Raw genomic sequence first — 13685 nt, 5'->3', positions numbered from 1 at the left:
GAGGCCACCGGGCCGACATACCCCTTGGTATGGACTTTATCCCGCATGTCCTTGAGAGGAATGCAGCCGTGAACGACGCAGGCCCGTCGAATTCTCCGGGTCAGGCCCGCAGGATCGGCGCGACGGACGAGCAACTGAGCGCCGAGCTCAGGAAGTGGACGGGGGCGACCCCCGCACTGCACCCCGTCGGCGAACTGCTGGACCGGCACTGGGAGGCGGCCTCCGCCTACGCCCGGCTGTGCACCGACGGACCGCGGTCCGCCGGAATACTCACCACCGCGGCATTCACCCGGATCTTCGGCGAGACCCTGCGCCAGAACGGCCCCACCTCGGCGTGGCGCCCCCATCTGCTCGTCACCGTACGGCGTATCGCCGCCGAGTGGGCCACCGACCACAGACGCGACATGCTCCACCCGGAGCTGCTGTCCGGGACCGGCGAGAGGGAGCGGGTGGCCGCCCGGCTGCTGCCGCAGAAGCACCGGCGCCTGCTGGCCGGCGCTTTCCAGCGGCTGCCCCAGTCGGCGCGCTGCCTGCTGTGGCACGTCGAGGTCGAGGCCGAACCGCTCGCCGCCCCCGCCGGGCTGCTCGGCCTGGACGAGGAGGGCGCCCGCGTCGAACTGGACCGGGCCCGTGACCGGCTGCGCGAGGAGAGCCTCCAACTGCACCGCGAACTCGCGCCCGACGAGGAGTGCCGACGCTATCTCCGCCTGCTCGACGTGACGTACCGGCGTGGCGGCCTGGGCATCGACCCCGATCTACGCGCGCATATCCAGGGCTGCGGGCACTGCGCCGCTGCCGCGGACCAGCTCGATCGGTTCAACCACGGGCTCGGTCTCGCCCTGGCCGAGGCGGTGCTCGGCTGGGGCGGGCGGGAGTACGCGGAGAGCAGATCGAGCGGCGCCGCGCAGAGCGACGTGACGGACGCCCCGGGGCCCGGCACGGAGGCAGCCGCGGAGACCGGGCTCCCCGCGGGTGTGGCCGGTGCTGCCTTCCCCGACCCCGTCGTCCTCGCGGGCATGGCCGGGGAGTCGTTCACCGACCCGGTCGGCACGTCGGCCGCGCCACCCGCCCCCGCGACGGGGGAGGCAGGACAAGCGCACGCCCACGACGGCTTCCCGGCCCCGCCCGACGCCCCGCCGACCGGTGGGACCACCCCCGGCCGACGAGCGGCGGGCCCGCGCGCCGCGGCCCGCAGGTCCGCCCACAAGGCGGCCCGCCGTGGGGCCCGCCGCCGCAACCTCACCGTGAGCATCCTCACCGTCAGCGGCCTGGTCGTCATCCCGCTGGTCCTGTGGTCCCTGGGCAACCCCGGTGAGGACCCCCAGGCCGGTGCGGGACGGCCCTCCGAGACTCCCGGCTCAGGTGCGGGCGAGTCGACGGGCGACCCGTCCTGGATCGGGGCGGGCGACGCCGAGAAGGGCGCCCTGCGCGGCCGGCTGCACAACGTGGACTCGGGACTGTGCGTCGGTGTCGAGGGCGCGAAGGCCGTCGAGGACGCGGAGGCCGAGCTCGCACCCTGCTCCTCGGCCGCCGCCCAGCAGTGGACGTACGAGACCGACGGCCTGCTGCGCAACGGCGCCGCTCCCGGCCTGTGCCTGGACTCGCACCTCGGCTACTCGGTGCGGCTGGCTCCCTGCTCGGGAGCGTCCCGGCCGGACTCGAAGAACATCCGCTACGACTTCACCCTCCAGGGCGCCCTGGTGCCCCGCTGGAACCAGGACCTCGCCCTGGCTCCGGCCGCGACCGACGGCTCGGGAGCCCTGGTCCTCAAGACCCGGGCGGACGACGAGGACCAGCGGTGGGTGATCGACACCTCCAAGGCGGACCTCCAGATGGAGGCCGTCAACTGGAAGGCCGCCGCCCCGGCGCCGCGCCCCAGGCCCACGCCCACTCCCACGCCCTCGAAGACGCCCACGGCGACACCGGCACCGACCCCGTCCGCCACCCCCTCGGCACCGCGGCCGACACCGACCGGCGCGGCCCCCACCGACTCGGGCTGCTACCGCTACGGCTACCCCTGCGACGGGGACGGCCAGTACGGCTCTCCCGGCTACGGCTACCCGGGCTACGGCTACCCCGGTTACGGCTACGGGTACGGCGGCGGCGGAGGCGGCCGCCGCTGACCGGACGCGCGCTCAGCCGCCGACGACGCGCAGCGACAGCCACAGCGCCGCCACGGCCGGCACGAGCGCGGCCGGTACCGCGAGCAGCCCGAGCCGGGTGAACTCCCCGACCCCGACCCGGTGCCCGTGCTGCTGCACGATCCGCCGCCACAGCAGAGTCGCCAGCGATCCGGCGTAGGTCAGATTGGGTCCGATGTTCACGCCGAGCAGCACCGCCAGGACGGCACCGGGGCCGGCCCCTGCGGTCAGCGGCAGCAGCACCAGGACCGCCGGCAGGTTGTTGATGAGGTTCGCCAGGACGGCGGCCAGCGCGGCCACGGCCAGCAGGGTGAGCAGGCCCGAGCCGTCGGGCAGCACCCGGTGGAGCGCGTCGGCGAGCCCGTGGTCGACGACCGCGCGCACCACGACGCCGAGGGCGAGCACGAACGCCAGGAACGCCGGGGCCGCGGACCGCACCACGGTCAACGGGGTGGCCCGCCGCCGTAGCAGCGCCCGCACGGCCAGCACGAGCGCGCCGGCCAGGGCGGCCCACGCCGGTGCGATCCCGAGGGCGGACGCCACGACGAACCCGGCGAGCGTGCAACCCACGGTGACCAGGGCGAACAGGGGCAGCTCGGGAGGCCGCGCGGGGTCGGGCGAGGGGAGAGGAGCAGCCAGTTCATCGTCGAAGAACCGCCGGAACACCAGGTACTCGGCGCCGATCGCGACCAGCCAGGGCAGCGCCATCAGCGCCGCGAACCGGGTGAAGCTCAGCCCGCTCGCCGTGAAGGCCAGCAGGTTGGTCAGGTTGGAGACCGGCAGCAGCAGCGAGGCGGTGTTCGACAGATGGGCGCACGCGTAGAGGTGCGGCCGGGCCTGGACGCCCATCCGGGTGGCCGTGGCGAGCACCACCGGTGTCAGCAGGACGACGGTGGCGTCCAGACTGAGCACGGCCGTGATGACGGAGGCCAGCGCGAACACCGCGGTCAGCAGCCGCGCGGGACGCCCCGCCGCCCAGCGGGCCATCCACGCCCCGCACGCCGTGAACAGTCCCTCGACGTCGCAGAAGTGGGCGAGCACCAGCACGGCCGCGAGGAAGCCGACCACGGGCCCCAGCCGCTGGATCTCCTCCCACGCGTGGTCCGGCGATATCGCGCCGACGGCGATCGCGAGTCCGGCGGCCGGAACCGCCAGCACGGCCTCGGGCAGTCCTCGCGGACGGAGCACGGCCCAGACGAGCACGGCGGCCAGCAGCGCCACGGACAGGGCTTCGGCGAGCGGGGTGTTCAGGGCGGAGTCCTCCGGGGCGTGATCAGGTCGTGCCCGCCCATGAAACCAGGGGCTGGTAAGAAAGCTACGAGGACCCCGTCGGCCGCACGGCCCGCCGCTGTCCGGGCGTCCGCCGCGGCAACGGGAACCCGCGGCCGTTCACACCTCGTCGAGCAGTGCCAGCTCCGCCCAGATCGTCTTGCCCTCGGCGGTGTGCCTGCTGCCCCACCGCTGGGTGAGCTGGGCGACCAGGAGCAGACCGCGGCCCCCCTCGTCCCAGGTCTTGGCACGGCGCAGGTGCGGCGCCGTGTGGCTGGTGTCGGAGACCTCGCAGATCAGGGTGGACCCGTCGTGGATCAGCCGCAGCCGGATGGGCGCGGCGCCGTAGCGGATGGCGTTGGTGACCAGCTCGCTCACCACCAGTTCCGCGGTGAACGTGGCCTCGGTCAGCCCCCATTGGTCGAGCTGGTCGACGACCTGCTTGCGGATGGGGGCCACCAGCGCCGGGTCGGCCGGGATGTCCCAGGTCGCCACCTGGGAGGACGGCAGGCCGCGGGTGCGGGCCAGCAGCAGGGCCACGTCGTCGGCGGAGCCGCTCGGCGGGAGCAGCGCGTGCAGCACGCGGTCGCAGATCTCGTCCAGGGAGTCGGAGGGAGCCGACAACGCCTCGCGGAGCGTCCGGTGGCTCGCGTCGACGTCCCGCTCGCGGCTCGCGAGCAGCCCGTCGGTGTGGAACGCCAGGACGCTGCCCTCCCGCAGCTCCACCTCGGCGGACTCGAACGGCAGCCCCCCGACACCGAGCGGGGGACCGGAGGGCAGGTCGAGCTGCCGGGCCGGGCCGTCCGGCGGGACCAGCAGGGGCTGCGGGTGCCCGGCCCGGGCCAGCGTGCAGCGCCGCGACACGGGGTCGTACACCGCGTACAGACAGGTCGCGCCCACCTCGCCGGTGCCGGCGTCGACACCGGACTCCTGGGACAGCCGGACGACCAGGTCGTCGAGGTGGGTGAGCAGCTCGTCGGGGGCCAGGTCGATGTCGGCGAGGGTGCGGACGGCGGTGCGCAGCCGGCCCATGGTGGCCGAGGCCTGGATGCCGTGGCCGACGACGTCGCCGACGACCATCGCGACGCGCATCCCGGACAGCGGGATCACGTCGAACCAGTCGCCGCCCACGCCGGAGCGGGTGGCGGGCAGATAGCGGGAGGCCGCCTCCACGGCGGCCGTGCGCGGCAGTGTGCGGGGCAGCAGGCTGCGTTGCAGCGTGAGCGTCGTCTCGCGCTCGCGGGAGTAGCGGCGGGCGTTGTCGATGCAGACGGCGGCGCGGGCCGTGACCTCCTCGGCCAGCAGCACGTCGTCGGCCGTGAAGGGCTCGGGGCGCCGGAAGCGGGTGAAGACCGCGACCCCGAGGGTCGAGCCCCTGGCCTGGAGCGGCACGGACATCGTGGAGTGGATGCCGTACTCGCGGACCCGCCGGAACCGGACCGGGTCCCAGGCGAGCCACTTCGCGAGGTCGCCGCCGTCCGCTCCGGAGGCCACGACCGCGTGGCCCAGGATGAGCGAGGCGGCCTGCGGGGAGTTCTCCGGATAGACGTCCACCTGCCCCGGCTTGGCCACGGCCTCGGGGCTGCCCGAGTTGACCGACTGGTGGGCGGCCCGGCGCAGGCTCACCGGCGGGGCCGGCGGGCCGGCCGACTCGCCGCCGTGCTCCTGTACGTCGAGCAGGTCCACGCTGACGAAGTCGGCGAGCGCCGGGACGCACACGTCCGCCAGCTCCTGGGCCGTACGGGTGACGTCGAGGGTGGTGCCGATGCGCACGCTCGCCTCGTTGACCAGCTGGAGCCGCTCCCGGGACCGGTACTGCTCGGTGAAGTCGTGGGCCGTCACGCACACGCCCCGCACGCGCCCGGAGTCGTCGGTGAGCGGTGCGAGCCGGGCCAGCCAGGCGTGCGCCCCCCGGCTCTCGCCGCTGGCCTTCATGTACGTCTGCATGTCCTGTCGCCGGCCGGTGCTCAGCACGCGGCGCAGATTCTCCTCCAGCTCCGTGTTCTGCGGCCGGCTGCCGACGTCGGTGGGCCGCAGGCCCCGCAGCCGGTCGGCGGGCAGCCCGAGGAGGTCCGCCATGGCGTCGTTGACGCCGCGCAGCCGCAGCTCCTCGTCGAAGATCATCGTGGCGCAGGGTGACTGCGTCAGCGCCGCCCGCACCAGCGGGTCGTCCGGCAGCTCCCCATCTGGGGCCTTCGGCGGGGACACGGCGAGCCACTCGGCAGCCTCCGGGCCGTCCGGCGGTCTGCGGTGGGCGAGCACCCACACGGAGACCGTGTGTCCGTCGCGGTGACGCAGCGTGAGCGTCCCGTTCCAGCGGGAGTCGGCGGGCACGGGGGGCGCGGCCGCTCCGTCGGCCAGCAGCTCGGCGGCCGGGCGGCCCAGGACCTCGGCGGCCGGGTGGCCCAGCAGACGGTGTGCGCCCTCGCTCCACTCGGTGAGCGTGCCGTCGGCGGCGATGACGGCACGGGCGGCCACGCCATCGTCGAACGGCTGGTCCGGGCTCATCGTCGCCACTCCATACGGACACTCACAGTGATCAGGGAGGTCGCTTGAGTTCCAGACTAGTCCGTGGGCGCCCGACGTGGACCGGTAACCCCTGTGCCGCCGGTCGCGCACGGTCGGGGCGCAATTCCGGCCGATGGGATGCCCGGGACAGAACGGCGCTGCCGCACCCTTGACGGCCTTGTGTGACACCTCGACAGAATCTGTTTGTTCACGATTAGTTGTGAGTACTTCTGGGACTTGATGAGGGAGAGCCGCCATGTCGGTCACGCGCAGATCGGTCCTGCTCGCCTCCGCCGCCGCGCCCGCGGCCGGAACACTGCTGGGTGTCCCGGAGGCGTGGGCCGCCGATGGGGCGCGCGGCGCGTCCGGTCGCCGCACCGTCGCGTTGCGCGACGGCTGGCGCTTCGCGCTGGTCAACCCGGGCGGGATCACCGACCCGACCGGCGACTACGCAGACGCCGCCCAGCCCGGCTACGACGACTCGCGGTGGCGGGAGGTCGCCGTCCCGCACGACTGGAGCATCGAGCAGGCCCCCACCACCGACCACGGCACCACCAGCGGCACCGGCTTCCTCCCCGGCGGCCTCGGCTGGTACCGCCTCGCCTTCACCCTGCCGCCCGCCCTCGCCGGCAAGCGGATCTCGGTGGAGTTCGACGGTGTCTACATGGACTCCTCCGTCCACTGCAACGGCACGGAGGCCGGCCGTCACCCCTACGGCTACACCGGTTTCGCCTTCGACCTGACCGATCTCGTGCACACCGACGGCGCCACCGAGAACGTGCTCGCGGTCGAGGTCCGGCACCGGCTCCCCAGCAGCCGCTGGTACTCGGGCAGCGGCATCTACCGCGAGGCCCGCCTGGTGATCACCGAGCCGGTGCACGTGGCCCGCTGGGGCACCCGCGTCACCACACCCGAGATCTCCGCCGAGCGGGCCGTCGTACGGATCGACACGTCGGTCGTCAACGCGTCGGGCGCGGACGCGGACGTCGAGGTCGTCTCCCGGATCGTCGATCCGAAGGGCCGGACGGTCGCCCGTACCGCCTCGACGGCCGCCGTCACCGACGAGCAGACCGAGACCCACGAACTCACGGTCCGGCGCCCCCAGCTCTGGGACATCGCGGCCCCGCACCGCTACACCCTGCACACCGAACTGCGCGTCGGCGGCAGGACCACCGACACCTACCGCACGCGCTTCGGCTTCCGCACCTTCCGCTTCGACCCGGACGAGGGCTTCTTCCTCAACGGCACCCACCACAAGCTCAAGGGCGTCGACCTCCACCACGACCTCGGCGCCCTCGGCGCCGCCGTCAGCATCGACGCCGTCCGCCGCCAGATGGAGATCATGCGGTCCATGGGCGTCAACGCCCTGCGCACCTCCCACAACCCGCCCGCGCCGGAGGTGATCCAGGTCTGCGAGGAGCTGGGCGTCGTGATGCTGGTGGAGGCGTTCGACTGCTGGCGCACCGGAAAGAACCGGTACGACTACGGCCGGTTCTTCGACGAGTGGTGCGAGACGGACGCCACCGAGATGGTGCTGGCGGCCCGCAACTCGCCCGCCGTGCTGATGTGGTCCATCGGCAACGAGGTCCCGGACTCCACCTCCACGGCCGGCCTCGCCATGGCCGACCGGATCATCGCCGCGATCAGGGCCGCGGACGACACCCGCCCGCTGGTCATCGGCTCCGACAAGTACCGCCGCCTGCCCGCCAAGGGCTCCGCGGCCGACCTGATGCTGGCCAAGCTGGACGGCCTCGGTCTCAACTACAACACCGCCAAGTCGGTGGACCAGCTGCACGCGGCCTACCCGCACCTCTTCCTCTTCGAGTCCGAGTCCTCCTCGGAGACGTCGACGCGGGGCGAGTACCAGGAGCCCGAACACCTCAACACCGGCGAGAACCACACGCCCGGAAGGCGCGGAACCTCCTCCTACGACAACAACCTCGCCTCCTGGACCATGAGCGGCGAGTACGGCCACAAGAAGGACCGCGACCGCAAGTGGTTCGCCGGGCAGTTCCTGTGGTCGGGCATCGACTACATCGGCGAACCCACGCCGTACGACGTCTTCCCGGTCAAGGCGTCCTTCTTCGGCGCGGTCGACACCGCGGGCTTCCCGAAGGACATGTACTACCTGTTCCGGAGCCAGTGGACCAGCGAGCCGATGGTCCACCTGCTGCCGATGACCTGGAACCACGCCGAGGGCGACACGGTCGAGGTCTGGGCGTACGCCAACGTCGACACCGTCGAGCTGTTCCTCAACGGACAGTCCCTGGGCGTACGGCGGTTCGACAGCAAGAAGACCGTCGACGGCCGCACGTACCTGGAGACGACCGAGGCGACCGGCGACGACAAGACCTTCACCGACGGCCCCTATCCCGGCAGCTACACCAGCCCGAACGGCAGCGCCGGCAAGCTCCACCTGACGTGGAAGGTGCCCTGTGCGCCGGGCGAGCTGAAGGCGGTCGCGCGGCAGGACGGCAAGGTGGTCGCCACCGACGTGCTGCGCACCGCCGGCGCCCCGCACGTGATACGCCTGACACCGGACCGCACGTCCCTCGCCGCCGACGGGCGTTCTCTGGTCTTCGTGACCGCCGAGGTGGTCGACCGCCGCGGTGTGGTGGTGCCCGACGCGGAGCACCTGCTCTCCTTCGAGGTGGCGGGCGGCTCCCTCGCCGGGCTCGACAACGGCCGCCAGGAGAGCGCCGAGCGCTACCAGGCGAGCACCCGCACCGCCTTCCACGGCAAGGCCCTCGCCATCGTCCGCTCCGGCACGAAGACGGGCACGGTGAAGGTGACCGCCCGCGCCGACGGCCTGCGCACCGGCACCGCGACCGTACGCGCCACCCGGGCGGCGGACCGGGCCGAAACCGCGCCGCCCGCTTTCGCGCCGGAGCACCCGGCACCCGTCGACTACCCGCACGCGGACGCCAGTTACTCCGGACGCCCGGACACCCTGCCCGCCGCCATGCTCGACGGCGACCCGGCCACCGGCTGGTCCAACGGCTTCTTCAAGCAGGCCACGGCCCTGCTGCCCGCCTTCGACGGCGCCCGCACCGAGGACTGGGTCACGGTCGACCACGGGCGCGTCCGCGGCTTCGACCGCGTGGACGTCTCCTTCACCGTGGACGCCACCCACAGCCTGCCCGCGGCGATCGAGGTGGCGGTGTGGGGCGGCCGGGCGTGGCGGGCCGCGGAGGGCACGGCGATCGACTGGGCCACCGCCTCCGACGCCCCGACCGTGATCACCTTCAAGGCCGTCCGGGGCTCCCGGATCCGGCTCACGATGACGAGCCGACACCCCGACGAGGCCCGGGGCGCCGTCCGCATCAGCCGGCTGGAGACCCCGGCCGCCTGAGCCCTCGACCGGGGCGGTCCGGACGGGCGGCGAACAGCCAGTCCCGTCCGGACCGTTGACGGGGCGTCACATCTGCCACAACCATGGCGGGCATCCGCATCTGGGAGCGCTCCCACACCGAGCGCCACCCGCACCTCTCCAGAGGAGCCCGGACGTGAAACGACGCAGAACCGCCCTGTTGTCCCTGACGGCCCTCCTGGCGACCGCGCTCACCGCGCTGCCCTCCGCGCCGGCCGGGGCCGAGGAGACCGAGCAGGTCAGGAACGGCACCTTCGACACGACCATGGACCCATGGTGGGCCACCAGCAACGTCACCGCGGGGCTGTCCGACGGCCGGCTCTGCGCCGACGTCCCCGGCGGCACCACCAACCGCTGGGACGCCGCCGTGGGGCAGAACGACATCCCCCTCGTGAAGGGGCAGTCGTACCGCTTCTCCTTCAGCGCGACCGGCACGCCCGCCGGGCACGTGGTACGGGCGATCGTGGGCCTGTCGGTGTCGCCCTACGACACCTACCACGAGGTGACACCGCAGCTCAGCGTCTCCGGCGACACCTACTCCTACACCTTCACCTCGCCCGTCGACACCGCCCAGGGCCAGGTCGGCTTCCAGCTCGGCGGCAGCGCCGATCCGTGGCGCTTCTGCATGGACGACGTCTCCCTGCTCGGCGGGGTGGCACCGGAGCCGTACGAGCCCGACACCGGGCCCCGGGTCCGGGTCAACCAGGTCGCCTACCTGCCCGCCGGGCCGAAGAACGCCACCCTGGTCACCGACGCCACGGCGAAACTGCCCTGGGAGCTGAGGACCTCCGGCGGAGCGGTGGTCGCCCGGGGCACGACGGTGCCGCGTGGCGTCGACGCCTCCTCCGGGCAGAACGTCCACTCGATCGACTTCGGTGCCTACCGCAAGAAGGGCACGGGCCTCACGCTGGTCGCCGACGGCGAGACCAGCCGCCCCTTCGACATCGACGCCAGCGCCTACGAGCGGCTCCGCCTGGACTCGGCGAAGTACTACTACACCCAGCGCAGCGGCATCGCGATACGCGAGGACCTGCGGCCCGGCTACGGCCGCCCGGCCGGCCACGTGGGCGTGGCGCCCAACAAGGGCGACACCGCCGTGCCCTGCCAGCCCGGCGTCTGCGACTACACCCTGGACGTCAGCGGCGGCTGGTACGACGCCGGTGACCACGGCAAGTACGTCGTCAACGGCGGCATCTCCACCTGGGAGGTGCTGAGCACCCACGAACGCGCGCTGCACGCCCGCACCGGCGACGCCCGCAAGCTCGGTGACGGCACGCTCGCCATCCCCGAGAGCGGCAACAAGGTCCCGGACATCCTCGACGAGGCCCGCTGGGAGCTGGACTTCCTGCTCAGGATGCAGGTACCCGACGGGAAGCCGCTGGCCGGCATGGCCCACCACAAGATGCACGACGAGCAGTGGACCGGACTGCCGCTGCTGCCCAGTGACGACCCGCAGAAGCGCGAACTGCACCCGCCGTCCACCGCGGCCACCCTGAACCTCGCCGCCACGGCCGCACAGGCCGCCCGCCTCTACCGGCCCTACGACAAGGCGTTCGCCGACCGGGCGCTGACGGCCGCCCGCAAGGCCTGGTCGGCGGCGCTCGCCCACCCCGACCGCCACGCCTCCGAGAGCGACGGCATCGGCGGCGGCGCCTACGCCGACAGCGATGTGACCGACGACTTCTACTGGGCGGCGGCCGAGCTGTACCTCACCACGGGCGAAAAGCGGTTCCAGGAGTACGTCCTGAAATCGCCGGTCCACACGGCCGACATCTTCGGCCCCATCGGCTTCGACTGGGCCCGCACGGGCGCGGCGGGACGGCTCGACCTCGCCTTGGTGCCGAACAAGCTGCCCGGCCGGGACAAGGTCCGCCAGTCCGTCATCAAGGGCGCCGACCGCTACCTGTCCACGCTGAAGGCACAGCCCTACGGCATGCCGTACGCACCGGACGGCAACAAGTACGACTGGGGCTCCAGCCACCAGGTCCTCAACAACGCCGTCGTCCTCGCCACCGCGTACGACATCACCGGCGCCTCGAAGTACCGGGACGGCGCGCTCCAGAGCATGGACTACATCCTGGGCCGCAACGCGCTGAACATCTCCTACGTCACCGGCTACGGCGAGGTCAGCGCCCAGAACCAGCACAGCCGCTGGTACGCCCGCCAGCTCGACCCGAACCTGCCGAACCCGCCGAAGGGCACCCTCGCCGGAGGGCCGAACTCGGGTATCCAGGACCCCTACGCACAGAGCAAACTCCAGGGCTGCGTCGGCCAGTTCTGCTACATCGACGACATCCAGTCCTGGTCGACCAACGAGCACACGATCAACTGGAACGCCGCCCTGACCCGCATGGCCGCCTTCGTGGCGGACCAGGGGTAGGGACCGCCCGGGCGCGCCGGGTGCCGGGGGAGTCCGCCGACAGGACGCCTCCGGCACCCGCGCGTAACCTGGTGTCATGCCAGCGGTGCGGGTCGACGGCATCGAGGTCGCGTACGACCGGGTGGGCCAGGGCCCGCCCCTCGTGCTCGCGCACGGCGCCACGACGGACGCCCGCCTGTTCCGTCCCCAGACCGAGGACCTGGCCGACGAGTTCACCGTCGTGGCCTGGGACGAACCGGGTGCCGGCCGCTCCTCCGACGTACCGCCGTCCTTCGCGCTGGCCGACTACGCCCGATGTCTGGCGGCCGTCATCGAGGACGTCGGCCTCGGTCCGGCGCATGTCCTCGGCCTGTCGTGGGGCGGGACCGTGGTGCTGGAGCTCTACCGGCACCACGCCGAGCTCGTCCGGACGCTGCTCCTCGTGGACACCTACGCGGGCTGGAAGGGCTCGCTGCCCCCGGCGGAGGTGCGGTCGCGGGTCGAGGGGGCGGAGCGGACGCTCGCGGTCCCGGCCGAGGAATTCGCGCCGACCATGCCCGGCCTGTTCGCCGGGCGGCCACCGGCCGAAGCCGTCCGCCTGTTGTCCGTGATGTCCGCCGACACCCGGCCCCGGAGCATGCGGGCGGAGCTCACCGTCATGGCCGAGGCCGACCTGCGTGACCTGCTGCCCGAGATCGCGGTGCCGACCCTGCTGCTGTGGGGCGAGCTCGACGCACGCTCGCCGGTGGACCTCGTCGCCCGTCCCTTCCTGGAGGCGATCCCGGAGGCCACCCTGGTCGTGCTGCCCGGCACCGGGCACCTCAGCAACCTCGAGGCCCCGGAGCCGTTCAACCGGACTGTTCGGGAGTTCTGTCGTGCCCATTCCTGAGCACGAGTTCCCCGGGCCGTTCGTGGGCGGTCAGGGTGTGCAGCCGAGCCTGGTCGAGCGGCTCGTGCACCTCGACGTACTCGCCGTGCGGCAGCCGCTTGATCACGCCGGTCTCCCGGCCGTGCAGCACCAGCTCGCGGTCGCGCAGCTGCAGCCCCAGACAGATCCGCCGGGTGACGACGAAGACGGCGGCCGGGACGGCGAACACCGCGATCCGCACCGCCCAGGTCACCGTGTTGATCGACAGGTGGAGTCGGGTCGCGACGATGTCGTTGCCGCCGCCCGCGAGCAGCACCAGGTAGAGGCTGATCCAGGCCGCCCCGATCGCCGTGCGGACCGGGCGGTTGCGCGGCCGGTCCAGCAGATGGTGCTCGTGCCGGTCGGCCGTGAACCTGGCCTCCAGGAACGGGTAGACGCCGATGAAGAGCAGCAGCAGCGGGAACACCACGATCGGGATGAACACGCCCAGCACCAGCGTGTGGCCCCACAGCGTGATCTCCCAGCCGGGCATGATCCGCACCAGCCCCTCGGCGAAGCCGAGGTACCAGTCGGGCTGGGCGCCCGTGGACACCTGGTCGGCGCGGTAGGGGCCGTACGACCACACCGGGTTGATCGTCGCCACCGCCGCCATCAGCGCGAGCACCCCGAACACCAGGAAGAAGAAGCCGCCCGCCTTCGCGAGGTACACCGGCATGAAGGGCGCGCCCACGACATTGCGTTCGGTACGCCCGGGGCCCGCGAACTGGGTGTGCTTGTGGTACACGACCAGCAGCACATGGACGACGATCAGCGCCGCCATGACCCCGGGGACCAGCAGGACGTGCAGCGAGTAGAGGCGGGCCACGATGTCGTCGCCGGGATACTCGCCGCCGAACAGGAACATCGCCAGGTACGTTCCCACGATCGGCACCGACAGCAGCGCGCCGTGCACGAACCTCAGCCCCGTGCCCGACAGCAGGTCGTCCGGCAGCGAGTAGCCGAACAGGCCCTCGAACAGACCGAGGAAGAGCAGCAGCCAGCCGAACAGCCAGTTGACCTCGCGGGGCTTGCGGAACGAGCCCGTGAAGAAGTGGCGCATCATGTGCGTCAGCATCCCGGCGACGAAGACCAGCGCCGCCCAGTGGTGCAGCTGCCGGATCAGCAGCCCGC

The 13685-nt window shown here is 72.7% G+C and carries 7 protein-coding genes; 4 read left to right on the top strand and 3 right to left on the bottom strand.

The window, feature by feature from the left end; genetic code table 11:
• Positions 1-68: 68 nt before the first annotated feature.
• On the top strand, positions 69-2123 hold the full coding sequence (locus GTY47_RS34075) for a ricin-type beta-trefoil lectin domain protein (RefSeq protein ID WP_010040559.1): 2055 nt from the start codon (positions 69-71) through the stop codon (positions 2121-2123).
• A gap of 12 nt (positions 2124-2135) precedes the next feature.
• On the opposite strand, the gene GTY47_RS34070 is transcribed toward GTY47_RS34075, so the two are convergent.
• Together GTY47_RS34070 and GTY47_RS34065 are read right to left on the bottom strand one after the other, a co-directional pair.
• A complete protein-coding gene (locus GTY47_RS34070; protein WP_040903303.1) occupies positions 2136-3392 on the bottom strand; it encodes an SLC13 family permease in 1257 nt (418 codons plus the stop codon).
• A 138-nt stretch (positions 3393-3530) separates the two neighbouring features.
• On the bottom strand, positions 3531-5918 hold the full coding sequence (locus GTY47_RS34065; RefSeq protein WP_010040556.1) for a SpoIIE family protein phosphatase: 2388 nt from the start codon (positions 5916-5918) through the stop codon (positions 3531-3533).
• 256 nt (positions 5919-6174) lie between these two features.
• On the opposite strand from GTY47_RS34065, the gene GTY47_RS34060 reads away from it, so the two are divergent.
• From GTY47_RS34060 to GTY47_RS34050, 3 genes are all read left to right on the top strand, one after another.
• A complete protein-coding gene (locus tag GTY47_RS34060) occupies positions 6175-9270 on the top strand; it encodes a glycoside hydrolase family 2 TIM barrel-domain containing protein (RefSeq protein ID WP_010040555.1) in 3096 nt (1031 codons plus the stop codon).
• A 154-nt stretch (positions 9271-9424) separates the two neighbouring features.
• Positions 9425-11668 (top strand): glycoside hydrolase family 9 protein, encoded by a 2244-nt coding sequence (locus GTY47_RS34055; protein ID WP_029181221.1) that lies wholly within the window; start codon positions 9425-9427, stop codon positions 11666-11668.
• 76 nt (positions 11669-11744) lie between these two features.
• A complete protein-coding gene (locus tag GTY47_RS34050) occupies positions 11745-12536 on the top strand; it encodes an alpha/beta hydrolase (protein WP_029181220.1) in 792 nt (263 codons plus the stop codon).
• Here GTY47_RS34050 and GTY47_RS34045 read toward each other — a convergent pair.
• On the bottom strand, positions 12496-13685 hold a 1190-nt coding region (locus GTY47_RS34045), incomplete at its 5' end, for a cytochrome b (protein WP_010040550.1). The genes GTY47_RS34050 and GTY47_RS34045 overlap by 41 nt on opposite strands.

Source organism: Streptomyces sp. SID5464 (genome assembly GCF_009862985.1).
GTDB classification, from domain to species: Bacteria; Actinomycetota; Actinomycetes; order Streptomycetales; family Streptomycetaceae; genus Streptomyces; species Streptomyces chartreusis_D.
Note: the sequence above shows the minus strand (reverse complement) of the source record. Positions and strands in the feature narration are given on the sequence as shown.

Bases quoted from the DNA above. Each gene is read 5' to 3' on its own strand.
- GTY47_RS34060 (WP_010040555.1), top strand. From the start codon at position 6,175: ATGTCGGTCACGCGCAGATCGGTCCTGCTCGCCTCCGCCGCCGCGCCC.
- GTY47_RS34065 (WP_010040556.1), bottom strand. From the start codon at position 5,918: ATGAGCCCGGACCAGCCGTTCGACGATGGCGTGGCCGCCCGTGCCGTC.
- GTY47_RS34050 (WP_029181220.1), top strand. From the start codon at position 11,745: ATGCCAGCGGTGCGGGTCGACGGCATCGAGGTCGCGTACGACCGGGTG.